The organism is Shewanella gelidimarina (genome assembly GCF_023283945.1).
Classification (GTDB): domain Bacteria; phylum Pseudomonadota; class Gammaproteobacteria; order Enterobacterales; family Shewanellaceae; genus Shewanella; species Shewanella gelidimarina.
Genome location: NZ_JAKIKW010000003.1, coordinates 238,251 through 265,122, shown reverse-complemented (window position 1 = coordinate 265,122; position 26,872 = coordinate 238,251). Strand labels below are relative to the sequence as shown.

The window sequence follows — 26,872 nt, the reverse complement described above, 5'->3', positions numbered from 1 at the left end:
GCGTTCAAAGCACAGCAAGTCAGTGGGGAGCACGAGGCTAATCGTTATTCTCAGTTCTGGCATCCTTAGTAACAGCTCCTGCATGACTCTACCTTCGCCCCAAAGCTGGCATCTGACCGTGAGTATGGGAAAATCGACAATTCAATCGGTTCTCCAGAGTGCTTAACGCAGCATGCGCTGCTTTGAAAGCCGCCCAACGGCAATTTCTGCTTTGCATTGGCTCACACGGAAGTGACTATTACTTCATCAATGCGCCTTGAATTAAGCAGCTTGGGCACTTTTTAATTAACGACATAATGAGTAAAACCAGTGTGATTAGTGCAATGAGTATAATTAGTACGATAGGTTTTATGGAGAGAAGCTGATTTTTAGGCAATAAAAAACCCAGCATATAGCTGGGCTTTTTGAATTCTGAAAGCGAAATTAACGCTTAGAGAATTGTGGCTTCTTACGTGCTTTACGTAGGCCAACTTTCTTACGCTCAACTTTACGAGCATCACGGGTAACGAAACCAGCAGCACGTAGAGAAGGACGTAGAGTCTCGTCAATTTCCATCAACGCACGGGTAATACCGTGACGAATAGCGCCTGCTTGGCCAGTGTTACCACCACCCTTAACAGTTACCATGATGTCTAGCTTGTCAGTCATTTCAACTAGCTCTAGTGGCTGACGAACAACCATGCGAGAAGTTTCACGACCGAAATATTCGTCTAGAGGTAACTGGTTAACGATAATGTTACCAGTACCTACTTTAACGAATACACGAGCAGTAGAAGTTTTGCGACGGCCAGTGCCGTAGTATTGAGTTGCAGCCATTGCTATAATCCCGTTTAGATATCAAGTACTTGAGGTTGTTGTGCAGCGTGGTTATGCTCTGTACCAGCGTAAACTTTAAGCTTACGGAACATGGCACGGCCCAATGGGCCTTTAGGTAGCATACCCTTAACAGCCTTTTCGATAATCATTTCAGGCTTATGAGCTTGCAGCTTCTCAAAAGTTATCTGCTTAATGCCACCGATGAAACCAGAGTGTGAATAGTAAACTTTGCCTTTGGCTTTGTTTCCAGTCACGGTAACTTTCTCAGCGTTAATAACGATGATGTAGTCACCAGTATCAACATGAGGCGTATACTCTGGCTTATGCTTTCCGCGTAGGCGAGAAGCTATTTCAGTAGCGATACGACCCAAAGTTTTACCTTCGGCGTCAACGACGAACCAATCACGAGTGACTGTTTCTGGTGTAGCAGTAAAAGTAGTCTTCATTTTACAAAAACCCAATGTTAAAATTCTGTCTCACATGCTAATGCCATTATTGGCAAAAACACAAAAAATGCCTTTCCCCGCCCCTTCGAGCAAAGAATTAGGCTTTACAACTTCCACCTAGAGTGGTGGATAACGAGGGCAGGTGGCGGATTATAGACAAAGATGAGTTAAAAATCACCTAATTTCTAGATAAATTCTTATCTCTTTTTAAACGTTTCATCTATCAAGGCTGCTGATGACCCTCTGATGGCCTCATAACGTAGGAAATCAGGTCGTTTTGGAGACAAATAATCAAGTTAAAAAGCAGCGAGTGATTGGCTCTAAACTTAAGGTAAATGCTCTAACGCTAAATAATCGTGGGACTGCATTTCGGTCAATCTGGAACGACAACGTCTAAATTCAAAATTCAGTAAGCCTTTAGTATAGATATCATCTAAAGAGACTGCCGATGAAATAATTAATTTAACATTACGCTCATAAAACTCATCTACCATCGCTAGAAATCGACGTGCTATGTCATCACCGGTTAAATGCTCGCCCATCTGCTCTACGTTACTGAGCAGCACGGTATGGTAAAGTCTTGCAACCTCCATATAGTCTCGTTGGCTACGCGGGCCATCGCATAACGCTCTAAAATCAATCAACAATACCCCTTGGGCTTGTTGACGGATCTCAATGACGCGGCCATCAATTAACACCCCCTCTTGTAAGATCTCAGATTCCGGCGCTAACTTCGCAAAATACTCTTGTAAGTTTTGCTCGGCCTGTGCATCTAACGGTGAGTGATAAATCTCAGCTTGCTCTAGTGTTCTTAGTCGGTAATCAACGCCTGAGTCGACATTTAAAATATCGCAATATTTATTGATGGCTGCAATCGCGGGTAGGAATCTAGCCCGCTGTAAACCATTGCGATAAAGTTCATCAGGGATGATATTAGACGTCGCAACTAAGGCGACGCCTTCTGCAAACAAGGATTCAAACAAGGACCCTAACAACATTGCATCAGTAATATCAGAGACAAAGAATTCATCAAAGCAGATCACTTGATATTGTGTCGCCATTTTTTTAGCGATAATGACCAGCGGATCGCGTTGGCCTTGTAGCTCTGCCAAATCAATATGTAATTGATGCATAAATCGATGAAAATGCGCACGCAACTTTTTTTCACCCGGAAGAGAATCAAAAAAGGTATCCATTAGATACGTCTTACCGCGACCCACACCGCCCCATAAATAGAGCCCTTGTACGCTTCGCTTTGATTTTGTCCCAAATAGAGAAAACAGCTTACTCTTGCTGCGTCCTTGGCTGTTCAGTACGATAAGATCGTCATAAACGCGTTGCAGTTGCTTTACCGCTTCTTCTTGTGCAACGTCGTGGGAAAAGTCATCTCGAGTTAAATCTTGTTGATAATGCTGCCAAGGAGTTAAATGCGACACGTAAATCATTCTCTATCTGTAAGTAAGGAACAAACACAAATCAGCCGTTCAGGACTGTTTGGCGATTAATTATCATTAAACTATTTCAGTAAATAGTACCACGGCCGAAAGCCGCCATGTATATTTGGCAGCATCTCTCTTTTTAAAGTCGTCATTGGAGTCAATATGGAATGGGCATTAACCTTTGCAGCCTTTGTTATAGGCAGCGTTTTTGGCTACGTTGGGCATACCGTTTTAACTAGAAAAAATAAAGACAAAAGTCAAAATAAACAGCTGGAGCAAACTCAGCTGGAACTTTGTCAGTATAAGCAAGAAGTGTCAGATCACTTTGACGGCCACTATAAACAACTCACGGAACTCACCCACCTAGTCAATAAGGTTAACCAGCAATGGAATACATCCGCGAGCTTATTAACCTTCCCAACGACTGATAAACATCTATCTGATTTAGCGCCTGTCGATAACCGCAGCGCAGCGACCGATAGCACCTATACTGAAAAGGCTGCATCCATATAAAGAATGTATCGATAAATTAACCTTTGTTAATCATTGATGAACTTTTTGATACTCGCTTGAGTCCGACTCAATAACGAATGATATAAAACAGATTATATGATTTGCATGGCAGTCACCTTTTGTTAAAGGTAAAACAGTGCCGAACCGTGCAAACATTAGTATTGACGAAATTGGAGCAACGTATAAATGAAGACTAAATTATCCTTACTTTCAGCAGCCTTTTTAAGTGCTTCTTTAATGCTAGCCCCCACTGTATCTCAGGCCGCAATCCCTCTTGCCGTCGGCGGCGAACTCTTACCGAGTTTAGCTCCTATGTTACATAAAACGACGCCAGCAGTGGTCGCCGTAGCAGTGTCGGGCACACATGTTTCTAAGCAAAAAGTCCCTGATGCATTCCGCTATTTCTTTGGCCCTAACGCACCAAGAGAACAAGTACAGGAACGTCCATTTAAAGGACTAGGTTCGGGCGTCATCATCGATGCTAAAGAGGGTTATATTGTTACTAATAACCATGTTATTGAGGGCGCTGATGAAATCCTTATCGGATTATCTGATGGCCGCGAAGTTGAAGCAAAACTCATTGGTACTGATACCGAATCAGATATCGCCCTATTAAAAATCGAAGCCAAAAACCTCACAGCCCTTAAGCGCGCTGACTCCGACGAGCTACAAGTAGGAGATTTTGCCGTCGCCATTGGTAATCCGTTTGGTCTTGGTCAAACCGTCACATCGGGTATTGTCAGTGCCATGGGCCGAAGTGGCCTTGGCATTGAAATGCTTGAGAACTTTATTCAAACCGATGCAGCTATCAACAGTGGTAACTCCGGGGGGGCATTAGTTAATTTAAATGGTGACCTCATCGGTATCAATACCGCGATTGTCGCCCCTGGCGGCGGTAACGTCGGTATTGGTTTCGCGATACCATCAAACATGGTCAACAATCTAGTCGATCAGATTATTGAACATGGTGAAGTGCGTCGTGGCGTACTTGGGGTCTTAGGTCAAGACCTTACCAGCGAACTGGCAAAAGGCTTTGGCATTGAAACCCAACACGGTGGTTTTATTAATGAGGTCATGCCAGACAGCGCTGCAGACAAAGCAGGCATAAAAGTAGGCGACATTATCACCAGTGTTAATGGTCGCAAGATTAAGAGTTTCCAAGAGCTACGCGCCAAAGTTGCCACTATGGGCGCCGGTAGCAAAGTTGAATTTGGCCTGATCCGTGACGGAGATGAAGAGTCAGTGACCGCAACACTCGGAGAATCAACCCAAACAGCAGAAGCTGCCGCGGGGGCAGTACACCCAATGTTACAAGGTGCAAAACTTGAAAATGCTGATGCCTCATCAGGAGTAGCGATTACCGATGTAGCTCAGGGCTCACCAGCAGCGGCGAGTGGTTTGATAAAAGGTGATGTAATTGTGGGTGTAAACCGCACTAAAGTGAAAAATCTGAAATCACTCAAGTCAGTGTTTGAAGAGCAGAAAGGCTCTGTCGCGTTAAAAATACAACGAGACAATACCAGCATATATTTGATCCTTCGCTAAGTTCATCAGCGTAAACTTAATAGCCGAGTAATATACTCGGCTATTTTATTGCAGGTCAAAGTGCTTTCGTATACGTGTTTAATATATACCCATCCTACTTGAAGGTGCTCGTTTCAGAGGCGTTGTGCAAGTTCAATTCTAGACGCGCTAATGCCGAAATGGTTACTCCCTTTTAAGTTAGTGCAACAACGAAGTGGGCTTGCACAACGCCTTCTGCGATGGATTTTAATGGGCTTTACTCTGTGTTATCGATTTTACTAAGGGAACGACCATTAGTAGCAATCAATGCCTTGATTAAAGCCCATTAAATTCCCACTGAATCCTGCATTTTCAGGTAGGGTGGGTATAAACATGTTAATCTAACTCATCTTTTCAGTATTAACTCCCAATCATGATGATTAAAGACACTCTTATATATGTCGGTAAAGCCATAGCATTTGGCCTTATCATGGCTGTGGTTATCATTATTGTGATGCCTTTCATTACCGGGCAAAGCCTCACAAATGGCTTAATGAGCCGTGCGGTAACCAGCAGCAACGAATTATCTTTTGCAACCGCAGTGCGCCGAGCGGCACCCGCAGTTGTCAATATTTATAGCCTCAGCATTGATCAAAGACAACCGCTTAAACCCAGTTCATTACAAGGATTGGGCTCAGGTGTGATCATGAGCAAAGAGGGTTATATCCTTACCAACTACCACGTCATCAAACAAGCCGACGAGATTGTCGTCGCGTTGCAAGATGGTAGAAAATTCACCTCTGAAGTGGTTGGCAGCGATCCCGAAACCGATTTGGCGGTATTAAAAGTCGAGGGCGATAATCTTCCTATCGTTCCACTTGGACTCGAGGTACCAGCAAGAGTGGGTGATGTCGTATTGGCCATTGGTAATCCCTACAACTTAGGCCAAACCATTACCCAAGGCATTATTAGTGCAACGGGTCGAAATGGACTTAGTTCTGGTTACCTTGATTTTCTACAAACTGATGCGGCGATTAATGCGGGTAACTCGGGGGGTGCACTCATTGATACTACCGGTCAATTAGTCGGTATTAACACTGCGGCTTTTCAGATTGGTAAAGAAAGCGGTACTCACGGTATTAGTTTTGCAATCCCAATCAAACTGGCTCATAGCATTATGGGTAAGTTGGTTAAAGATGGCCGCGTGATTCGTGGTGCTTTGGGTATTAGTGGTGAAGCGGTTGGTCCCGTGATGACACAAATTCTTAATCTTCCAGACTTAACCGGTGTACTAGTAACAAGTATCGACCCTGCTGGTCCGGCGGCAAAAGCACAACTGCAAATCCGTGATGTTATAACGCATTATCAAGGTGAAGCGATACCGGGCGTTGAGATGTTGATGGATAGAATCGCTGAAACAAAACCAGGTATGGAAGTTAAAATCACCATTATTCGCGAAGGTAAGTCTTACGATGTACCTGTGATAATTGATGAGAAGCCAGTTCACTACAAAGAGTAACCGCTAACCTCCTTGACCCATAACAAGCCTGCTTAATGCAGGCTTTTTTATGACGACAGCCAAACCCCCTTTTAATAGAAGATGCTGCATCATTATCCCTTTGCCCAACTACGAGCTAGTATTTCCTGAGTTTAACCTTCATAGAGGAAGCAAATATCTAATCTTGTATGGAACAAAATAGGCCATGCCATCAAAATTCAATATAAATGTTTATCAATCAAAAATGCAGCAACATATGCCTTTCCCTACAGGAGTTACCGTAGGTAACACTGCGTTAGTGATATTAAAAATGGAATACCACTCTCTGAATCACTGCCTCAATCACAGTTTTGCTCGCGGTGCTACGGCAGTACGGAAACAAACATGTTGCTTGTTGCTTGTTGCTTGTTGCTTGTTGCTTAGGCATAGCGTAAATCGCTATTACGATGGTTCAAGGCACTCTTACCTTACTAGGCATTCAATATGCCAGCCGTGGTTATCACTTCGGTTCCAATCAGAGTTAATTGGGCTCCGTTGCTGTAGATAACCGCTGCGGTTTCTTTTGCAGTAAACCAAACCAAAATGCGCTCTCTAAAGCCACACCCAATAACAGTAGCCCTGTCGCCCCAGATGCAAAGCCAACAGCGTAACAGGACAACGCAGCGAGTATCAGTAGTAGCAATAAGCCCATCCTTTGCCATAGTGTCATCTATCTCAACTCCCTTTCAGTCAACGCTTCTTCAACACCCAGTGTCAACATAGCAAAATGAGCGAAAGGAGTACGCTCGAGTATATTAACCTTTGTTTATCTTATTCAGAGGTACTGGAAGTTAAAGATATAAAAAAGCCGCTCTAATGATGAAATAGAGCGGCTTTTGGCAGGGATAAAGAGAAGAGGTAAGCTTAGTTACTACTTATGCATTTTTCCTTCAGGAAGTTTCTCAACATAACCAGCGACATCAGCATGACACTCACCACAAGAATACTGCGCCGTAGCCCAAGGCATTTGGAACTTGCCATCTTCAGTGAACTGCTTCGCTGTTGGGTCTAAGTCGATAGTAAATAAGTGAGACTTCACATCACCGTATTTTGTTGTACCGTCTTTAGCTAAATGAGTAACAGCACTCTTAGCCAGTTTAGGCATATGGCAATCTGTACACTCTGCAGCAAATTCATGTAGTCCAACGGTGAACTCTTTTTTGTAGTCGCCAGTATGGCAAGAAGTACATTCTTTAACTGCTCCAGTGTGTAGACCATCAGCACTATCTGCATTCAAGGTAGACTTGTGAGAGTCATGACAAGAGGTACACGCCATGCCACTCTTAGGACCAATTTCGTCACCCGCTTTATAAGTGCCATGGTCTTCTGGAACCACACCTAGCATTTCATCGCCGGTTTGGTGATGCTTAGATAAACCACCTTTAGAGATGATACGGCCACCAACTTTGCTTCCTTCAGGGAAGGATTCGTTGTAATGACTTACAAACGATGGGTAATCTTTCTCACCATCACGAGTATGACACTCGGCGCACGTTACCGCTTTACCGTAGCCCATATCATCGGCTAAGAAATCTTCCGTTATACGTGCAACCGCGATCTTAGTGATATTGTCTTTAGACGGTGCTTTGACGTGGATACTACCGGCGCCATGACAAGACTCACACTGAACGCCTTGCTCAGCAAAGGTACCATTCATGCCTGGAAGGTCATCTTGACGTAATGGGTTGCGACTATCACCACCCGCTACATCAGTCGTACGCTTCCAACCTGTGGTATGACAGTTACCACAACTATACTGAACATTGAATTCGGTTGCCTTGTAATCACCCATAACATCCGCATCACCTGGATGATTATCAGGAATATTCAATTCTCCAGCAGAATTTCGAATGTTGTATTGCACGTCTTTACCGGTGACGATGTAGCCATCTTTGTCTAACCAGCGCATTTTCCAACCGTAACCACCGACTGTATATGTGACTTCGTCGTAACTTGTTGGTGCACCTAAAACATTATTGGGTACTGAATCGACCAGCAGATCGATAGCACCAGTAATGGTTGTAGCAGGGGTATACGGAAATACAGGAGCATCATTGCCCGGGTTTTTCATAATCTTAAAGTTATGACCAGTCTTAACAAAAGATTCATGCTTACCGCTGTGACACGTTGCACAGGCTGCTGACCCCACATACGCTAGAACTTCGGGCTCTGGAATGACAACAGCTTCAACGGTGACAGTCACTTCACCCGTCGCCTCATCAGTGCCATCTGCAATGGTATAGCTAAACTTCAATTCGCCAGCAGTATCACCAGCAGTAAAGTTAATCTTTCCATCAGTAATCACAGCGCTATCATTGTCAACGGATACGATTGATAAGCTATCGCCATCTGCATCTGTATCATTGGCTAATACATCAATGGTCACAACTTCTGATACGGTTACCGTAGCCGCATCAGCAACAACTACGGGGGCATTATTCACAGGCAGCGTGGTGTCATCATTATCATTATCGCTACCGCAAGCAACCAACATGGTGATCATACTGGCGAGTAATAGCTTTTTGCATGGAATTTGTGCGTTCATATATTCATCCTCAACATTGCTCATATTCATATCGCCGGGATAGCTTTTTTTGGCGATTGATATGCCTCTATGGACATAGGGCAAGTATTGAAGAGATACTACTAAAGAGATAGATGACTAGAGTTCACTATTATTAACAAACTGTGAACTATTGTTATCAAGTTACAGGTAACTCTTTATTTATTAAATACATTTAACCTTAAGATAAGTTATGATGTTGTAAAACAAATTGACCTGTATTTGTCAAAATGTAGATCTTCTTCTCATTTTGCATGACAAGGCCTGCCTTTTTTAGCTGACGTAGATGAAAGTTAAACTTGGTGTGATCATCGATTTCAACTAAACGACACAGATCCATAAATTTCAATGCTTGATGTGCTGCCAGTATTTTTAATGCCTTACGGCGGTATGGATTTGCAAGGGCGCTATAGACTAAATCAGGGTCTAGGTCGGCGCGGTTCTTTAGAATCTCTTTTTCCGCTAAGCTTCGCTTAATGGTGACCACCAACTCCTGACTCTTAAAAGGTTTGGTCATCACACTATCAGCCCCCTTTTTCATCGCATCCACCGCGGTATCGACGGTTGCGTAGGCGGTAATAATCACGATGGCGATAAAGGGCTGATGTTGACGTAGGTTTGATATTGCCTCCACTCCGGTCATGCCAGACATCAAAAGGTCTAACAGCGCAATATCAAAGTGTTGCTGTTCACTTTCAGCAATAGCAGCTTCAGCACTTGCCACTGCAGTCACCTGATAACCTTCAAGTTCAAGTAGCTCGACGACATTGCGCCTAAGCTCATTGTCATCTTCAGCCAATAGAATAGAGACCATTACTTGTGCTCCCGATAAAAGACTAACTCTACAGTGGTACCTTTACCTAGCTCACTCACAATATTCATTTTCCCATGATGTAATGATGTAATTTGCTCACAAATAGCCAAACCTAATCCAGTGCCTTTACCGACCGGTTTACTAGAGTAAAACAACTCTGTTGCCCGCGCTAACGCTTCCCTATCCATACCACAACCAAAATCAGTCACCATAATCGTTACCGTGGTATCGCCCTCACTAACATCAACAACGATTTTTTGACCGCTCTGTGATGCGTCAATAGCGTTACAAAGTAAATTTATAATCAACTCTTCTAGCTTTACTTTTTCACCATAGAGGTGAATATAAGCACCACAGTTAAGCTCTATGACATTCTGCTTACAGCGATGAGCCAACAGCTTGACTGCACTATTTAAAATATCTGCAATAGCAAAATCACTGCGCTTACCGGATGCGGGCCGAGCGTAGTTCAACAGCTCCTTACTAATCGATGACGCACGCTCAATACCCAGTCTAGCTCGATTCAAGTAGTCGTCTTCAAAAGCAAAGTGTTGAGGGTTTTTTCGCTGCCAAAGATCTAATGCTAACGTCGACGAAGCCAATGGGTTATTGATTTCGTGTGCAACCCCCATGGCTAATCGTCCTATCGCTTTATATTTATCAGCCTCAAGCGCACGTTTAAGCTTAGCCGCGGTTGCTTGCTCTTTTTCCAAATCAAAGACTTTAAGTGCTTTAAACAGTGCAACTAAAATCAATCCCCCCGCTAAGGTTCTCAATACTGGCACACTATGGTGATAATCGGTCGCCACTAAGCCAGATAGCACGCCGTATATAAGTAGACCCACGCCGCTAATCACAAAGTACAGTCCATAGTGATGCTGCTCTTGACGTAAACTATTGCCATAAACCGCCATGCCAACACCTGCTAAAGAAGCGCTACCAAAACCGATAAGCACACGGGTATATTGACTCGCTTCAATAAGCCCCATTCTGTTGATGTCTAAATCATGCACATTGGGAATAACCAGCCAAAAATAACAGGCTAATATCGCCAGAATGATCCCATGCCCGACCAAGGCTATTCGCTTAGTCGTGATACTCAGTATTTGCCAAGCAAACACCATTAAGGCCAGATAGGATAAAAACAACTTGGCAAGGCGAAGCCACTCAGTCAGTAGCTGATATTGCGGGTCCATGTTATCTGAAAAAATAATGACATATAGCTCTGACCACTCGTGAAAAGCATGAGAAAAGCCAAAAATGGCCAATGCCCAAAGAGTGGGAGCGACTTTAAGCTGGCTATATCTAAAATTACGAAACACCACAGCGCAACCTATAGAGAAGAATACTAGGCCGTAAAATAGATAGATGTTAAAAGTGACAAAAATAGGCATAGTGAGAACATAACATTGTAAAGATACCTATGTATTGATCTTGTTCTTATTTAGCCATTCGTTAATTTGCGCTAGCGCATAAAACAAAGAACCATTTAAGCGATAACGCCTAAATGGTTCTTTGGTTGGTAAAGCTAGGCTCAATCAGACTACGATTTTACTCGCTCAACGTGTCCGCCAAGTCCTTTGAATTTTTGCTCAATATGCTCGTAACCACGGTCCAGATGATAGATGCGATCAACAATCGTTGTCCCATCAGCAACAAGCCCTGCAATCACTAAACTGGCTGATGCCCGTAAATCGGTTGCCATCACTTGTGCACCATTTAACTTTTCAATGCCGTGGATAATACAGGTATTACCCTCTAGCTCCATTGTTGCGCCCATACGGCTCAACTCTGGAACATGCATAAAGCGGTTCTCAAAAATGGTTTCAGTGATCGTTGAGGTACCTTCTGCTAATGCATTAAGCACACAAAATTGTGCTTGCATGTCAGTTGGAAAGCCAGGGTAAGCCACCGTCTTAATATTGACTGCTTTAGGGCGCTGCCCTTGCATATCAAGTTCAATCCAGTCATCACCGGTAGTAATTTTTGCGCCAGCATCTTCAAGCTTAGCCAGTACCGCTTCAAGCGATTTAGGATCCGCTTTAGTGCAACGGATCTTTCCACGAGTCACCGCAGCAGCCACAAGAAAGCTACCGGTTTCGATGCGGTCAGGCATCACGCGGTAATCACAACCTTGGAGCGACTCAACACCTTGAATGCGAATGGTATCAGTACCAGCGCCTTCAACGTTTGCCCCCATTGCAATCAAACAATTGGCTAAATCTACAATTTCAGGCTCACGTGCTGCATTTTCGATAACGGTTTCGCCATCAGCTAATGCTGCAGCCATTAACAAGTTCTCGGTCGCGCCGACGCTGATCATATCCATAAAGATATGCGCGCCTTTAAGACGACCGTCAACACGGGCCTTGATATAGCCCTCTTTGACCTCAATCTTGGCACCCATTTGCTCTAGTCCTTGCAGATGCAAATTCACCGGGCGGGCACCAATAGCACAACCACCAGGCAGAGACACATCGGCCTTACCGTATCGAGCAAGTAAAGGGCCTAGAATCAATATCGATGCACGCATCGTTTTAACTAATTCATAAGGAGCACAAAACTCATTAAGATTGGTGGTTGAGATACAAACTTTATCATCGCCTGAGCGGGTGACTTCGGCACCCAAGCAGCGTAATAATTCACAACTGGTATTAACATCCCTAAGGCTAGGAACATTAGATATATTAAAGTCTGTCTCAGCTAACACACCGGCCATCAGGATTGGCAGAGCCGCGTTTTTTGCACCTGAAATGACAACTTCACCCGCAAGCGCATTGCTCGCTTCAATTTTTAATTTATCCACATTAACTCTCTAAATCAGCAATTACATATTAAAGACTTTTTCACGCTTCCATTGTGTTGGCGTGAATGCATTAATCGTAATAGCGTGTAACTCACCGCTAGTAATGTGAGCCATTAATGGACCATAAATTGTCTGTTGCTGCTTAACGCGCCCCATACCGTCAAAACACTCACCGACGGCAACAATCTTGTAATGAGTCCCTTCTTGAGTCACTTTTACTTCTTCTAAGGATAATGCTTCTAACAGGATCGCTTCTATATCTTTACATTCCATGGAACTGTTCACCTTACTGTGCTTCTTCATAAAAGAAGTCGTTTAAATCATATAATACGATAAATTTCTTAAGCTGCTCGGAAGCTGAAATCAACTTCAAGCTAGCACCTTTTGCGGCAAAAATACTGACTAATTCGAGTAGAAATGCCACTCCAGCACTGTCACAATATTCAATGTCCGATAACTGTAAAAAAGCAGTGTCGACATCCAATAAGCAACGTCTGTCATTCCATAGACTGATTACGGCATCTTGATCTAAGCGGCCGCTAATCGCACAAATAATACCTTGCTGTTGAAAGCTTGCCACTAGTTGGCCTGCTCACTCGGGGTTAAGTCAATATGAGTCGCGGTGCGCTCAATGAGCATCTCAATCACTGCTTCGATGCCTTTTTGACGAACCAAGTTAGTGACCTCTGATTGCTTTGAGGATAATAAGCTAACACCTTCGGCAACAAGATCAAATGCTTTCCAAGTATCATCTTTTAAACGCCTAGCTCTAAACTGCAACTTGATTTCAGGGCGCCCTTTCTCGATGATCCTAACATTAACGTTGACCATCTTCTCGCCAGAAAAATCTTTAGCAGGATTAAATTTAACCGTTTGATCAGTATATTCAGTAAACGCTTGTGCATACGTTGAGATTAAATAACCTCTAAAAGCCTCAACAAAGCGAGTACGTTCATCTTTTGTTGTGTCACGTAAATACTGACCCAACACTTTATAAGAGGCGTATTTATAATCGATATACGGCATCAACTCTTCGGTAACGATAACCTTTAAATGCTCAGGATTATCTGCAATCAACTGCCTATCTAGGTTAAAGCGCGCAAATGTTTTTTTAGATACAGCCTCAACCATTGTATAAGGGTTCGTTTTATCTATCTCAACATGGGGACTATTTTCGACATCAGCCGCTTGTACGCTAAGACTCATAAACGCCACTGTAACCAACATCAATCCGCGACAAAATTTATTCAACATATCAATTACTCCAACCACTAATCTTTTGAACCTGCGCTATATAAAAACTGGCCAATCAGCTCTTCTAATACCAATGCCGAATGGGTATCGTCAATACTGTCACCATCAGCCAACATCTCAACATCGTCATCCATAAAACCTGGGGCTAGCCCCAAAAACTGCTCGCCTAATAAGCCGGATGTTAAGATCGATAACGTGCTCGTTTCTGGAAAATACTGATAGCGCTTATCCATCGAGAGCGTAACGATAGGAACCAATCTTTCTGGATCCAAATTGATAGCACTAACACGGCCAACGACCACGCCACCTACCTTCACTGGAGAACGCACTTTCAAACCGCCAATATTGCTGAATTTGGCGTGGAGGGAATAACTACTGTCACCCGTTTTTACTTCTACATTGGCAACATTGAAAACTAATATTAAAAACGCTGCCAATCCTGACAATAAAAATAGGCCGACTAACACCTCAATCTTCCGTGTCAACATAACTCATTTACCACTCTATTCAATAAATCTAAACAATAATTAACCACAATTAACATGCTCGCGATCTCGCGCTAGCTGCCAAACATCATCGCTGTCAGCAAAAAATCTAACGCCAACACCGCTAGGCTAGACTGCACTACCGTTTGGGTTGTTGCTCGGCTGATCCCTTCTGGATTAGGCACCACATTATAACCGCGATAAAGCGCTATCCAAGTCACCACCACCGCAAACAATGCACTTTTTATAATACAGTTAACAATGTCCTGTCGCCATTCAACTGAAGACTGCAATATTGACCAAAAGGCGCCACTATCGATCCCTTTCCATTCAACGCCAACAATATGACCACCGTAAATACCAATGGCGGTAAACATTAATGCTAGCAAAGGTAAACTTATCACTCCCGCCCAAAAGCGCGGTGCAATAATCTGCCGTAGCGGATCAATCGCCATCATTTCCAGGCTCGAGAGCTGCTCAGTGCTTTTCATTAAGCCAAGCTCAGCCGTTAATGCTGAGCCCGCGCGTCCGGCAAATAATAGTGCGGTAATAACAGGACCTAATTCACGCAATAAGCTCAAGGCAACCATGGGGCCTAGGCTCTCTTCAGTGCCAAAGCCAACAAGTATATTATAGCCTTGCAGCGCTAATACCATGCCAATAAAGAGCCCAGAGACTAAAATAATCACCATTGACTGCACGCCAATCACATACAATTGCTTGATGAGCAACGGCGTACCTTTTCTAACTCTTGGGCGATGCGCTATCGCGCCCCAAAGCATCATCCCCGCGCTACCAAGACCTACAACTAAATCAATTGCACCACGACCCAATTTAGCGATTTGATTAATCAAGCCCACTTAGCAGCTCCTTCTTATAGTCCGGTGCAGGGTAATGAAACGGCACCGGCCCGTCAGGTTTACCGCCAATAAATTGTGTTAACTGCGGATTGTCAGCCAAGCGCAGCTCTTCAGGTGTGCCATGAGCGATAATTCTTTTATCTGCCAGTACATAGACATAATCAGCAATGCCTAGCACCTCTTGCACGTCATGGGACACCACCACTGAAGTCAGGTTAAGTGCATCGGACAGTTCACGAATTAATTTAACCAAAACCCCCATTGAAATAGGGTCTTGTCCCGCAAACGGTTCATCATAAAGAATGATTTCCGGTTCCAAGGCGATGGCACGAGCCAAGGCAGCTCTACGCTGCATACCTCCCGAAAGCTCGGTCGGCATTAACGGCGCCGCGCCGCGCAGTCCAACCGCTTCGAGCTTCATCAACACGATGCGGCGAATAATCGCTTCAGGTAAACCAGAGTGTTCCCTAAGCGCAAACGCAACATTATCGAACACATTCATGTCGGTAAATAGCGCGCCACTTTGGAACAGCATACTCATGCGTTTACGCAATACAAATAATTGGTTGCGGCTACATTGATGCACATCGATGCCATCAAAAAGCACTTTGCCTTTACTAGGCGTAAGCTGACCACCGATTAATTTCAGTAAGGTGGTTTTGCCTATGCCGCTGGGTCCCATTATTGCAGTAACCTTGCCTTTAGGGATCGACAGACTGATGTCTTCATAAATGACATGTGAGCCGCGGCTAAAGGCCATATTCTGAATTTCGACCAATGAATTATGGTTTTGAGTCATGCATGAGCCCTGCAATCGAATTAAGAAACATCCATTTTTCCGTACTGGAAAGGGAGAAATTGTACGTAATTGAACAATCAGGTACAACCAAATCAACACTATCTCGCCTCAATACTTTCATTTTTGTTAAATTACAGCGAAAATACGCGGCTATATCCTCAAATACTTAGAATCGATGTTATTTAATATATTTTTGTTAGTGGCTGGCTTAAGTGCTTTAGTCTGGAGCGCAGATAAGTTTGTATATGGTGCGGCAGCTTTTGCACGCAACTTAGGCCTTCCACCAATGTTAATCGGCTTAACCATTGTAGCTATGGGCAGCTCTGCACCAGAAATGTTTGTTGCCGCAACCGCGTCAATGGAAGGCATGACTGATACAGCCATTGGTAATGTGCTCGGTTCCAATATCGCTAACATCACACTTATTCTAGGTATTACAGCGTTACTCGGGGCGATTTCCGTGAGTTCACAAACGCTGAAACGTGAAATCCCTTTAATGTTAGCCGCCACCGCCATTGTGGGTTACTTTTTACATGACGGCTTTTTAACCCGGATTGAAGGTGTGTCTCTTTTAGTGCTCTTTTTCGCATTAATGGGCTACCTCATTTGGCATGGTCTGACGAATAAGAATCGCGATGCGCTAGCCATTGATGCCGATAATGAGGTTCCATCAAATGTCCCCACCAAGAAAGCCATTTTTTGGCTGGTCATCGGCATGGTGTTATTACCTCTTTCAGCCGATTGGATGGTTCAAGGTGCTGTAGGCATTGCTAAGGCTTATCACCTTTCAGACTTAGTCATTGGACTAACGATTATTGCCGTGGGTACCAGTCTTCCTGAGCTTGCAGCCTGTATTTCTGGCGTGTTGAAAAAAGAAGATGATTTAGCCATCGGTAATATTGTGGGTTCAAACTTATTTAATATTTTAGCGGTACTTGCAATACCCGGCATTATCGCGCCGGGTGCCGTCGATGCCGCGGCAAGCACGAGAGATTTCTACATGGTACTTGCAACGAGCAGTGCGCTTGCAATACTGATATTATTGAGCGGACGCGCTAGACAACTAAAGCCTTGGCATGGCGTTGTCCTACTCATTACATTTGTCGCGTATCAAGCGTTACTTTTCCTATCTTAAATATGAATGCGACCTATAAAGCAGTAAATTAGAGAGAGACCAAGAAATGGTAGATGAACAGCAGCTACGCCAGTGGGGCACCAAGGTCATTGATATCGAGAAAAAAGCACTCGATAACCTTTACCAATATGTAGACTCAAATGAGTTTGCCCAAGCATGCCAATTAATATTGCAGTGCACAGGCAAAGTTATCGTGATGGGAATGGGTAAATCAGGCCATATTGGTAATAAGATCTCAGCCACATTAGCCAGCACTGGAACGCCTGCATTTTTTGTCCATCCAGGTGAAGCCAGTCACGGTGATCTAGGCGTATTAAGCGAAAACGATATCGTCCTTGCGATCTCGAACTCAGGTGAATCGAGCGAAATTTTGACCTTGATGCCAGTAATCAAGCGCATGGGGCTGCCGATGATCTCGTTAACAGGCAAGCCGGAATCCAACATGGCAAAGCTAGCCCATCTGCACCTTTGTATTGAAGTGCCCGAAGAAGCTTGCCCACTGGGATTAGCACCAACATCGAGCACGACGGCCACTTTGGTGATGGGCGATGCATTAGCGGTTGCTTTACTGCAAGCTCGCGGATTTACTAAAGATGACTTTGCACTGTCTCATCCCGGTGGAACTTTAGGGCGTAAGCTACTCTTAAAAGTCAGTGACGTAATGCATAAAGGTAATGAACTTCCGCTGGTAAAGCATGATATCTGTATTACCGATGCGCTTTACGAAATATCTAAAAAAGGCTTAGGCATGACTGCCATTGTCGATGAGAAAAGCACTTTAGTCGGTATATTCACCGACGGCGACTTACGCCGAGTGATTGATGCAGAAGTGAACTTACGCACCACTCCCATTGCTGATGTTATGTCTAAAGGCTGTGTCACCATTACTGATAATGTACTCGCAGCAGAAGCATTAAAAGTAATGGAAGAGAAAAACATTAATGGTTTGATCGTCATCAATTCACAACAACAACCTGTCGGCGCACTTAACATGCTCGACATGGTGAAAGCAGGAGTTATTTAACATGTCTAAACAGGGATTCTATGGCCCGATTAGCGATGATGTTTGGCAAGCAGCCAGCAAAATCAAACTGCTTATTTGTGATGTAGATGGCGTATTTTCCGATGGCCTAGTCTATATGAGCAACTCCGGCGAAGAGCTTAAAACATTCCACACTCGAGATGGTTACGGTGTGCGCTCTGTTCTTTCTAGCGGCATTAACGTGGCAATTATTACTGGTCGAAAATCAAAAATTGTTGAAGATAGAATGACAGCACTCGGCGTCACTCATATTTATCAAGGCGTTGATAACAAGCTAACCCCCTACAATGAGTTACTTGCACTTTACAATGTCAGTCCAAATGAAGTTGCCTATATAGGTGATGATATGGTCGACTTGCCGGTGATGAAAGAGGTCGGTTTATCGGTTTGCGTCGCTGATGGCCACCCTTACGTGAAGCAACATGCTTTGATGACAACTCATATTAATGGTGGTCATGGCGCCCTTAGAGAGCTCACAGACTTGTTATTACTTAGCCAAGGTAAGTTTGAGTCGGCTCACGGGATGAGCATATGAATCGCGTCACCCTAGCGATTATCGCTTTATTTGGCACCGCACTGATCCTTTATTGGCAAGTGCAGTCTAAAAAAAGCGACCAAACGTTAGACATTGATGTAAGCGAACGCCCTAACTACATCATCAATGATATGCGCAGCACTGAATACAATGAAGCGGGTCTCATTAATAGCAAGGTCACCGCCAAGCACATGGAACACTTTGAAGCAGCCAGTATGACTTACTTCACTGAGCCAGTTTATTTGATTTATCCCGATGATGGTCAAGCCCAATGGCGTTTAACCGCGGCGAAAGGCACCCATAACAATTTAACCGGTAAGGTCTCATTGGAAAACAATGTTATTATCGATTCTATTAGCCCAGAAGAACCGATCCAAACATTGTCTACATCCTATTTAGAGCTTGATCTAGAGACGATGGTTATGACCTCTGATGAAATCATTTACGTCACTGGCAATGAGTTTGTGATTCAGGGAACAGGCCTTTATGCTGATCTTAACGCCCAAAGTGTAAAGTTGATCAGTGAAGTCGAAGGGACCTACGATGTTAAGTAAGCGGTTCAAAAAAACAAATATACTCACTCATGCTAGCAACTCAATAGCGGAGTAGAAGGAAGTTATGAAATACAATCAATCAATACTTGCAGGTCTATTGTGTCTGCTTAGCGTTAGTAGCTATGCGCAAGTCGATGACTTAAAGCAGGAAGTTAAAATTGCTGCTGCCAGCCAAGAAGCTGATATAAAAAATAATCAGGTAATCTTTTTTGGTCCCGTAGAAGTGACTCAAGGTTCGATTAAAATGAACGCTGATGAATTACGGGTGTTCTCCAAAGAAGCGAGCTCAGGAAAAATACTCGTGGCAACGGGTAACCCTGCGACATATACCCAAATGATGGAGGATGGCCGCCCGGCGATGGCAAGTGCGAAAGAGATCCGTTATGAGTTGGCAACAAGAACCTTAACCTTGTTAGGTAATGCAACCTTGGAGCAAGAGGGTAGCCAAGTCACGGGTAACCGCATCAAGTATAATATCGGACTACAACAATTAGTCGCTGAAAGTACGGGTAAAGGTAATGATCGCGTGATCACTATTATTCAGCCTGAAGCTTATCAAGAAGAAACGCCTGAAACCCCAGCTGCACCCATTAAAAAGCAGGAGCAGCAATGACCCAAAAAACGCTGACCGTACGCAATTTAGCGAAAAGTTATAAGAGCCGTGCCGTTGTTCAAGATGTGAGTTTAACGGTAAAAACAGGGCAAATTGTTGGGCTACTGGGTCCTAATGGTGCCGGTAAAACGACAACATTTTATATGGTTGTTGGTTTAGTTCAGAGCGACAAGGGTCAGATCTTAATCGATGACGATGATTTAACCTTAGACCCAATGCATCTTCGAGCACGTAAAGGCATTGGCTACTTGCCACAAGAGGCAAGTATCTTTAGAAAGCTCTCAGTGCGCGACAATATCATGGCAGTATTACAGACTCGCAAAGATATCAATAACGAGCAGCGTGAAGAGCAACTTGAACACCTACTCGAAGAGTTTCACATCACCCATATCCGCGATAGCCAAGGCATGGCGTTATCAGGTGGTGAACGCCGTAGAGTTGAAATCGCTCGGGCACTGGCAGCCAACCCAAAGTTTATTCTACTCGATGAACCTTTTGCTGGCGTTGATCCTATATCCGTTATCGATATTAAAAAGATTATTGAACAGTTAAAAAGCCGCGGCTTAGGGGTGTTGATCACCGACCACAATGTGCGTGAAACATTGGACGTTTGTGAACATGCCTATATCGTAAGTCACGGAAATTTGATTGCAGAAGGCACGCCTGCCGAAATATTAGATAATCAGCAGGTTCGAGCAGTGTACTTAGGTGAACAATTCAGGCTATAGTTAACCCACAGTATGTGGGTTTAATTGTATAGCATTAGCTAAGTATATGAATACAATCAAAGTGTTGACTCTTTAAGCTCTCTTCGTCAAATCACCGAGCTTCAACGTTTAATTACAGTGTAGGGAATAGCGGTAAGATGAAAGCGTCACTCCAGCTCAAAATGGGTCAGCAGCTAACTATGACTCCACAATTACAGCAGGCTATTCGCCTTTTGCAATTGTCCTCTTTAGAGCTGCAGCAAGAGATCCAGCAAGCATTAGACTCTAATCCACTGCTTGAATTAGATGAAGAGCAATCCGATGGCGAGCCTATCAGCAACGAAGATAGAACCACCAGTGACTCTGACAGCTATTCAGAGTCAGATAGCGACAATGAATACAGCAGTAACACAGATGTTGATCCACAGCAGGATAGCGCTGCGGTAGACACCTCTGATGCATTAACGCAAGATTCAATGCCAGATGAACTCCCAATGGATACCACTTGGGATGAAGTCTATACCGTGTCTTCGAATTCAAGCTCCGGTGGAATGCGCGATGATGATATGCCATTCCAAGGTGAAACCACTGAAGGTTTGTACGAACATCTTGAATGGCAGAAAAATCTAACGCCTTTTTCTGATAATGATCTGGCAATTGCCACCGCCATTATTGATGCGGTTGATGAGCGAGGTTACCTCACTCAGAACTGTGAAGATATTCTTGAAGCGATGGGCGATCCAGAGATCGAGTTAGACGAAGTGGAAGCCGTGCTCAAACGCGTGCAGCATTTCGACCCTATCGGCGTCGCAGCCAGAGATCTCAGTGAATGTCTGCTTATTCAATTAGCGCAATATGCAGAAACAACACCACACATAGACAATGCAAGACTCCTCATTAAAGATTACTTAGATTTGATTGCTGGACGTGACTTTAGGCAATTGATGCGTAAGACTAAGCTCAAAGAGGATGATCTGCGTGACGCCATCAGTCTTATTCAAACCTTGAACCCAAGACCGGGTCTGGCAGTCACGCGAAGTAAAGACGAATATGTAATCCCTGACGTTTCAGTGACAAAAAAGAAAGGCCGTTGGGTCGTTGAGCTCAACCCCGACTACATGCCAAAAATCAACGTCAATCAACACTATGCTTCTATGGCTCGTAGCCAAAAAAATCAAGCTGATGGCCAATTTATTCGTAGTCACTTGCAAGAAGCTAAATGGTTTATTAAAAGCATTGAAAGTCGTAATGAGACCCTCCTAAAAGTCTCCAACTGTATTGTAAAATTCCAACAGGGTTTTTTCGAATATGGTGATGAAGCCATGAAACCTATGGTACTCAACGACATTGCTGAAGCCGTAGAGATGCATGAATCCACCATCTCAAGGGTGACTACACAAAAGTATATGCATACCCCTAGAGGTATTTTCGAGTTAAAGTATTTCTTCTCTAGTCATGTCGGAACCGATGACGGTGGAGAGTGCTCATCAACAGCAATTAGAGCGTTTATTAAGAAGTTAGTCGCAGCTGAAAACCAACAGAAACCATTAAGCGATAGCAAAATGGCGCAACTGTTGGCAGAACAGGGGATTAAAGTTGCACGACGTACCATCGCGAAATACCGCGAAGCAATGATGATCCCGCCCTCAAACCAACGCAAGAGTTTATAATTTAAATTAGACACTTGGAGGAATCTTTCTATGCAAATTAACCTTACTGGGCATCACATTGAAATCACTGCGTCATTACGCAGTTATGTTGAAGAAAAATTTACAAAGCTTGAACGTCATTTCGATCAGATCAATAATGTGTACGTCATATTGAATGTTGAAAAAATGCAACAGATTGCCGAAGCACGAATTCACCTGAAAAAAGGTGAAGTTTTTGCCACTTCGGAACATGCGGACATGTACGCCGCAATCGACTCCCTGATCGACAAATTAGATCGTCAGGTTATTAAACACAAAGAGAAGCTGACCAAACACTAACGATGGAACTATGTACCATCCTGCAGCCGGAATGCACTACCTGTGCCACTCCGGGCAGTAAGAAAAAAGTACTGGAACTCATCAGCGATATTGCCGCTGCCCAGTACCCTACCCTTTCTTCACAAGAGATTTTCGAAAGCCTGTTGGCTCGCGAAAAAATGGGTAGCACAGGTATAGGCAACGGTATCGCAATCCCTCACGGGAGATTGGCTAATATTGACCATCCATTGGGCATATTAATCAAATGTGAAACACCGATATCTTTTGACTCGATAGATAAACAGCCGGTTGATATATTATTTGCCCTGTTAGTGCCCGCAGATCAATGCGAGCAACATCTCGCAACGCTGTCTTCAATGGCAGAAAAGCTCAACGACAAAGCGATCGTGAAGCAGTTGAGAAAAAGTAAGAGTGAATCTGAGTTATACGACTTAATCACTCAATAGCGAGAGGACACTGATCTGTCGAGCTTAGTTTGCACTTACTTCTTGATGCTCAAGAAGTACAAAAACATGAGCGAAGACGCTTAATCGGCAAAGATAAGCACTTACACACTCTTGTAGGAATAGCTTAGAAACACTTAAACCAGTGTTCCTAAGCTATTGTTGCCGTGTTTTAGGCTATTGTGGAGAATAACTAAACAGCATTGCCTCCTTATCGTCCCATCTCGCCAAAATGACTTATAAACTGCGGTAAAAACAAACCTAAAAGTGCACCAGCCGCGATGGACTCAGCCTGTAAGTCGCTGACGATGACCGATATACAAGCAGTAAGATTTAACGTTCTAGGCATTTATTACAGCAATATTATTTATTATTACCAACTAGCCTAAGCTATTGCTTTCAGCCAGAAAAAAGTTAATCTATAATCTTGTACACCCCGTATACATTTATAAAACATTAATTCTAACTTTTATTAGGTGGTGAAAAGATGAAACTCGTTCTAGTCTCTGGTCGTTCCGGCTCAGGCAAATCAGTACTGTTAAGAATGCTAGAAGATCTCGGCTATTATTGTGTCGATAATCTACCATTGCCAATGATGGGCACCTTGCTTGAACAACTTTCTGGTAACTCAGAGTTAGTCGCTATTAGTGTCGATATCCGCAACATGCCAGAAAAAGAGAACGAATGGATTAAGCATTTGACCAATTTGCCAGAAGGTGTGGAGTTACTAAGCTTCTTTTTAAACTCTAGCGATGAAGTGCTCCTCAAGCGCTACAACGAAACTCGTCGTCTGCACCCTTTGTCTCATGCAAACATTTCATTGAAAGAAGCAATTCAGCTTGAAGGGCGCCAACTTGAGCCTCTCGCCAAGGTAGTCGATCACTATATTGATACCTCGAGTCTGAATATTTACGATCTCAATGATCAGGTGCGTGAAATTTTATTAGGCAACATCGACAAAGAATTGATGATTAAGTTTGAATCCTTTGGGTTTAAGCATGGTATGCCAACGGAAGCCGACTTTATGTTTGACGTTCGATTTCTTCCAAATCCACATTGGGAACCCGAACTTAGACCGATGACAGGGCTAGATAAACCAGTACAAGACTTTCTAAATCAACACCCTTTAGTGAATAAGTTTATCTGGCAGATTGAGAATTTATTGGAGACTTGGTTACCCGATTTAGAGCGGAATAACCGTAGCTACCTCACTATCGCTATTGGTTGCACCGGGGGCCAGCATCGCTCTGTTTATGTCACAGAACGACTCGCTGAACACTTCAAAAAAGGCCGACATAAAGTCACTTCTAGCCACAGAGAGTTAAAAAATGCCAACGATTGAACGGCAAGTCACTATCTGCAATAAGCTCGGGCTACATGCCAGAGCGGCAACAAAATTGGTGGTGTTAGCCTCAGAATTTGATGCCGAAGTCACTATTATCCAAGGTGAAAAGCAAGCTTCAGCGGTAAGTGTACTAGGCTTACTCATGTTAGAAACTGGAATGGGTAAATCCATACAGCTTCTCGCTAACGGCCCAGATGCAAAACCAGCATTAGACGCCATATGTCATTTGATCAATACCAAATTCGACGAAGATAATTAGTCCGTCCATTTTCCTAATATTTGTTATTTATCCCCCTTTACTTACGTTATGATAAGCGCCTTTTAAAAGACCCTGCGAGGGACCCATGCCGATTGAAGTCTTAGACAACGAAACAACAGACCAACGCCTCAATCAGCTAAATAAAGCATTAGGTAGTGGAATGTTTGTTCATGTCCGCAATATGTTGCAGGACATGGCTGCCACCGATATCGCCTTTATTCTCGAATCTTCGCCGCCCCGCACCCGCCAAGTTTTATGGCAGTTGATTGACCAAGAGCACACGGGTGAAATTCTTGATGAGTTAGGCGAAGAGCTTAAAGACAACCTTATACGCCAAATGAGTCCAGAGCGCGTCGCTAAAGCGGCCGAAAACATGGATACCGATGACTTAGCTTATATTCTTAGAAGCTTACCAGACAGTGTCTTTAATGAAGTGCTGCAGTCGATGAGTGCCCAAGACCGCGTTAGGGTTGAGCAGGCGCTCTCTTATCCTGATGATACCGCCGGCAGTATCATGAATACCGATACGGTAACCCTAAGACCCGACGTTAATATCGATGTGATATTGCGCTACTTGAGAATTCGCGGCGAACTGCCAGCCGCAACCGATATGCTGTATGTGGTCGATAAACAGGACCGAGTGCTCGGCGGTGTGCGCATTGCCGATCTACTCACCTGTAATCCAGATTCATCGATTAGAGAGATCATGGCAGCCGATCTCGAAGCTATTCCTGTGGGGATGTCCGACAGTGAGGTGGCGCAACTGTTTGAGCGTCATGACTGGGTTTCTGCCCCCGTTATTGATGATGATAACAAGTTGCTTGGTCGTATTACCATTGATGATGTGGTCGATGTTATTCGAGAAGATGCCGAGCATTCGATGATGGGTATGGCTGGTATGGATGATGATACCGATACCTTTGGTCCTGTACTCAAAAGTACCTTTCGCCGTTCACTGTGGTTAACCGTCAACTTGTTTGCCGCGCTGCTCGCGGCATCGGTGAGTAATATGTTCGAAGGAACATTAGAGCAATTTGCCACTATCGCGATTTTAATGACTATTGTTCCTAGTATGGGCGGTGTTGCAGGTAATCAAACCTTAGCGCTGGTCATTCGTGGTATCGCCTTAGGTCAAATTGGTCAAAGTAACTCCAGATGGCTTATTGGCAAAGAGCTTGCCATTGGCTTTCTTAATGGCTTGCTGTGGTCCGTTCTTGTGTTTGCAGCAGTGTGGGCTTGGAAAGGTGACATTACCTTGGGAGCAACGATTGGTGGAGCTATGCTCATCAATATGACGGTTGCAGGCCTGGCTGGCGCAAGTATTCCGTTATTGCTTAAAAAGATGAACATCGACCCCGCGCTTGCAGGCGGCATGGTATTAACCACAGTGACTGATGTTATCGGCTTATTTGCCTTCTTGGGGCTGGCGACCGTATTCTTGATAAAGTAGCTTAATAAGCATCAATTCAAACTGATTGATTAACACTAATTGCTTAAAACAAAAGACCGCCGACTTGTTATTACAAGAAGGCGGTCTTTTAGTATTCATCAGTCTTCACGCTGACCACATTGTGTTTATCGTTTGAGTGGCGCTTTAAAACCATAGTCAGCTAAGATTGTTTGACCCTTTTCAGATAGTACAAACATTGCTAGCTTCCAGGCATCAGGTTGCGCCGCTTTTAACACCACTAAGCCATAATCTGCTCCCACCGCTATCTCATTCGGCAGCTGTACCACTTTCAAGCTAGGCACCTCTTTTTGTGCAAGAACAGCATTAGTGCAATAGGTTAAAAAGATGTCAGCGCGATTATTCTCCATCACCCAACCATAGGTATTACGGCCACTAGGTGCTTTAGCACTGGTTTCACCGCCCGTTAGCTGTAATGCTTTGTTCTCTAATTTATTTTTCGCTCCAGCAACTAATGCCTCAGCCTTTGCAAAAACCTTCCACGCGTAATCACCCGACGGATCGGCTTTAGGCGTCGACGTGCCAAGGCGAACGTCACTACTGAGCATCTGTTGTAATAAGTCAGCATTAATTTCAACACTGGCTTGCGTCAGCGCGCACATTTGGTTTTGTGCAAACATCACCACACTTTCTGCCAGTGCATCATTTTGTAAGGTTTGTGGATGTTTCATATTGGCAGACGCAAACACATCCACAGTCTCACCCTTTTCAATACGCTTTCTGAGTAGACCAGAGGGTGCAAAATCGGTATTAACAGCCTGCTTCGACTCCAACTGATAAGCCGCAACAATATCTGACATGGCATTTTTTAAACTGCCTGCTGCGCGCATCTCAATCGGCGCGGCAGTTGCCGTTAGTGGCAATATTAATAACGAAGCTACAATCCATTTTTTCATGATAATTTCCATAGTAAGCACTGAAGGTACAATCGGTTTATATAACGATTTA

At 43.9% G+C, this 26,872-nt stretch carries 30 protein-coding genes; 15 read left to right on the top strand and 15 right to left on the bottom strand.

The window, feature by feature from the left end:
- Positions 1–423: 423 nt before the first annotated feature.
- From rpsI to zapE, 3 genes are all read right to left on the bottom strand, one after another.
- The gene (gene rpsI, locus L2729_RS04675; RefSeq protein WP_101092592.1) at positions 424–816 is read right to left on the bottom strand and encodes a 30S ribosomal protein S9; all 393 of its coding nucleotides are present in this window, start codon (positions 814–816) and stop codon (positions 424–426) included.
- Between the two features lie 14 nt (positions 817–830).
- Positions 831–1,262: a 50S ribosomal protein L13 gene (gene rplM, locus L2729_RS04670; protein WP_101092593.1), complete on the bottom strand. Its 432-nt coding sequence runs from the start codon at positions 1,260–1,262 to the stop codon at positions 831–833.
- A 326-nt stretch (positions 1,263–1,588) separates the two neighbouring features.
- Positions 1,589–2,698, bottom strand: coding sequence for a cell division protein ZapE (gene zapE / locus L2729_RS04665; RefSeq protein WP_248987200.1), 1,110 nt, complete (start codon positions 2,696–2,698; stop codon positions 1,589–1,591).
- 165 nt (positions 2,699–2,863) lie between these two features.
- On the opposite strand from zapE, the gene L2729_RS04660 reads away from it, so the two are divergent.
- The 3 genes from L2729_RS04660 to degS all read left to right on the top strand — a co-directional run bounded on the left by L2729_RS04660 (position 2,864) and on the right by degS (position 6,236).
- A complete protein-coding gene (locus L2729_RS04660; protein WP_248987199.1) occupies positions 2,864–3,214 on the top strand; it encodes a ZapG family protein in 351 nt (116 codons plus the stop codon).
- Between the two features lie 186 nt (positions 3,215–3,400).
- Entirely contained in the window at positions 3,401–4,759 is a 1,359-nt protein-coding gene (locus tag L2729_RS04655; protein ID WP_248987198.1) for a DegQ family serine endoprotease, read from the top strand.
- 391 nt (positions 4,760–5,150) lie between these two features.
- Complete coding sequence (gene degS / locus L2729_RS04650; protein WP_248987197.1) at positions 5,151–6,236, top strand: outer membrane-stress sensor serine endopeptidase DegS; 1,086 nt, start codon at positions 5,151–5,153, stop codon at positions 6,234–6,236.
- Positions 6,237–6,735: 499 nt separating this feature from the next.
- Here degS and L2729_RS04645 read toward each other — a convergent pair whose 3' ends face one another.
- The 11 genes from L2729_RS04645 to L2729_RS04595 form a co-directional block, all read right to left on the bottom strand.
- Positions 6,736–6,924 carry a hypothetical protein gene (locus tag L2729_RS04645; RefSeq protein WP_248987196.1) on the bottom strand — a complete coding sequence of 63 codons (189 nt, stop codon included), beginning with the start codon at positions 6,922–6,924 and terminating at the stop codon, positions 6,736–6,738.
- Positions 6,925–7,125: 201 nt separating this feature from the next.
- On the bottom strand, positions 7,126–8,799 hold the full coding sequence (locus L2729_RS04640) for an Ig-like domain-containing protein (RefSeq protein WP_248987195.1): 1,674 nt from the start codon (positions 8,797–8,799) through the stop codon (positions 7,126–7,128).
- 199 nt (positions 8,800–8,998) lie between these two features.
- The gene (locus tag L2729_RS04635; protein ID WP_248987194.1) at positions 8,999–9,631 is read right to left on the bottom strand and encodes a response regulator; all 633 of its coding nucleotides are present in this window, start codon (positions 9,629–9,631) and stop codon (positions 8,999–9,001) included.
- Complete coding sequence (locus tag L2729_RS04630) at positions 9,631–11,025, bottom strand: sensor histidine kinase (RefSeq protein ID WP_248987193.1); 1,395 nt, start codon at positions 11,023–11,025, stop codon at positions 9,631–9,633. The genes L2729_RS04635 and L2729_RS04630 overlap by 1 nt, the downstream gene beginning before the upstream one ends.
- A gap of 149 nt (positions 11,026–11,174) precedes the next feature.
- Positions 11,175–12,437 (bottom strand): UDP-N-acetylglucosamine 1-carboxyvinyltransferase, encoded by a 1,263-nt coding sequence (murA, locus tag L2729_RS04625; protein WP_248987192.1) that lies wholly within the window; start codon positions 12,435–12,437, stop codon positions 11,175–11,177.
- A 21-nt stretch (positions 12,438–12,458) separates the two neighbouring features.
- The gene (locus tag L2729_RS04620) at positions 12,459–12,710 is read right to left on the bottom strand and encodes a BolA family protein (protein WP_202286488.1); all 252 of its coding nucleotides are present in this window, start codon (positions 12,708–12,710) and stop codon (positions 12,459–12,461) included.
- Between the two features lie 13 nt (positions 12,711–12,723).
- Positions 12,724–13,017, bottom strand: a complete 294-nt coding sequence (locus L2729_RS04615; protein WP_248987191.1) for an STAS domain-containing protein — start codon at positions 13,015–13,017, stop codon at positions 12,724–12,726.
- Complete coding sequence (locus tag L2729_RS04610) at positions 13,017–13,691, bottom strand: MlaC/ttg2D family ABC transporter substrate-binding protein (protein ID WP_428848220.1); 675 nt, start codon at positions 13,689–13,691, stop codon at positions 13,017–13,019. Before L2729_RS04610 ends, L2729_RS04615 begins: the two co-directional genes overlap by 1 nt.
- 17 nt (positions 13,692–13,708) lie before the next feature.
- Positions 13,709–14,179 (bottom strand): outer membrane lipid asymmetry maintenance protein MlaD, encoded by a 471-nt coding sequence (gene mlaD / locus L2729_RS04605; RefSeq protein ID WP_248987190.1) that lies wholly within the window; start codon positions 14,177–14,179, stop codon positions 13,709–13,711.
- 71 nt (positions 14,180–14,250) lie between these two features.
- Entirely contained in the window at positions 14,251–15,036 is a 786-nt protein-coding gene (mlaE, locus tag L2729_RS04600) for a lipid asymmetry maintenance ABC transporter permease subunit MlaE (RefSeq protein ID WP_248987189.1), read from the bottom strand.
- On the bottom strand, positions 15,023–15,835 hold the full coding sequence (locus L2729_RS04595) for an ATP-binding cassette domain-containing protein (RefSeq protein WP_248987188.1): 813 nt from the start codon (positions 15,833–15,835) through the stop codon (positions 15,023–15,025). Before L2729_RS04595 ends, mlaE begins: the two co-directional genes overlap by 14 nt.
- 175 nt (positions 15,836–16,010) lie before the next feature.
- Here L2729_RS04595 and L2729_RS04590 point away from each other — a divergent pair, with 175 nt between their 5' ends.
- The 12 genes from L2729_RS04590 (at position 16,011) to mgtE (ending at position 25,906) form a co-directional block, all read left to right on the top strand.
- The gene (locus L2729_RS04590) at positions 16,011–16,970 is read left to right on the top strand and encodes a calcium/sodium antiporter (protein WP_248987187.1); all 960 of its coding nucleotides are present in this window, start codon (positions 16,011–16,013) and stop codon (positions 16,968–16,970) included.
- Positions 16,971–17,016: 46 nt separating this feature from the next.
- Complete coding sequence (locus L2729_RS04585; protein ID WP_248987186.1) at positions 17,017–17,994, top strand: KpsF/GutQ family sugar-phosphate isomerase; 978 nt, start codon at positions 17,017–17,019, stop codon at positions 17,992–17,994.
- Between the two features lies 1 nt (position 17,995).
- Complete coding sequence (gene kdsC / locus L2729_RS04580) at positions 17,996–18,547, top strand: 3-deoxy-manno-octulosonate-8-phosphatase KdsC (protein WP_248987185.1); 552 nt, start codon at positions 17,996–17,998, stop codon at positions 18,545–18,547.
- On the top strand, positions 18,544–19,101 hold the full coding sequence (gene lptC, locus L2729_RS04575; protein WP_248987184.1) for an LPS export ABC transporter periplasmic protein LptC: 558 nt from the start codon (positions 18,544–18,546) through the stop codon (positions 19,099–19,101). The genes kdsC and lptC overlap by 4 nt, the downstream gene beginning before the upstream one ends.
- 64 nt (positions 19,102–19,165) lie before the next feature.
- The gene (lptA, locus tag L2729_RS04570) at positions 19,166–19,714 is read left to right on the top strand and encodes a lipopolysaccharide transport periplasmic protein LptA (protein ID WP_248987183.1); all 549 of its coding nucleotides are present in this window, start codon (positions 19,166–19,168) and stop codon (positions 19,712–19,714) included.
- Entirely contained in the window at positions 19,711–20,442 is a 732-nt protein-coding gene (lptB, locus tag L2729_RS04565; RefSeq protein ID WP_101092611.1) for an LPS export ABC transporter ATP-binding protein, read from the top strand. The genes lptA and lptB overlap by 4 nt, the downstream gene beginning before the upstream one ends.
- Before the next feature lie 137 nt (positions 20,443–20,579).
- Complete coding sequence (locus L2729_RS04560; RefSeq protein ID WP_248987182.1) at positions 20,580–22,091, top strand: RNA polymerase factor sigma-54; 1,512 nt, start codon at positions 20,580–20,582, stop codon at positions 22,089–22,091.
- 30 nt (positions 22,092–22,121) lie between these two features.
- Positions 22,122–22,409 (top strand): ribosome hibernation promoting factor, encoded by a 288-nt coding sequence (gene hpf / locus L2729_RS04555; RefSeq protein WP_248987181.1) that lies wholly within the window; start codon positions 22,122–22,124, stop codon positions 22,407–22,409.
- A 2-nt stretch (positions 22,410–22,411) separates the two neighbouring features.
- Complete coding sequence (gene ptsN, locus L2729_RS04550; RefSeq protein WP_101092614.1) at positions 22,412–22,855, top strand: PTS IIA-like nitrogen regulatory protein PtsN; 444 nt, start codon at positions 22,412–22,414, stop codon at positions 22,853–22,855.
- Between the two features lie 484 nt (positions 22,856–23,339).
- Entirely contained in the window at positions 23,340–24,194 is an 855-nt protein-coding gene (gene rapZ / locus L2729_RS04545) for an RNase adapter RapZ (RefSeq protein ID WP_248987180.1), read from the top strand.
- Positions 24,181–24,456: an HPr family phosphocarrier protein gene (locus L2729_RS04540; protein WP_248987179.1), complete on the top strand. Its 276-nt coding sequence runs from the start codon at positions 24,181–24,183 to the stop codon at positions 24,454–24,456. Before rapZ ends, L2729_RS04540 begins: the two co-directional genes overlap by 14 nt.
- Before the next feature lie 85 nt (positions 24,457–24,541).
- Complete coding sequence (mgtE, locus tag L2729_RS04535; protein WP_248987178.1) at positions 24,542–25,906, top strand: magnesium transporter; 1,365 nt, start codon at positions 24,542–24,544, stop codon at positions 25,904–25,906.
- Between the two features lie 125 nt (positions 25,907–26,031).
- Here the strand turns inward: mgtE and L2729_RS04530 are convergent, their stop codons facing one another.
- The gene (locus L2729_RS04530) at positions 26,032–26,820 is read right to left on the bottom strand and encodes a molybdate ABC transporter substrate-binding protein (RefSeq protein WP_248987177.1); all 789 of its coding nucleotides are present in this window, start codon (positions 26,818–26,820) and stop codon (positions 26,032–26,034) included.
- Positions 26,821–26,872: the final 52 nt, after the last annotated feature.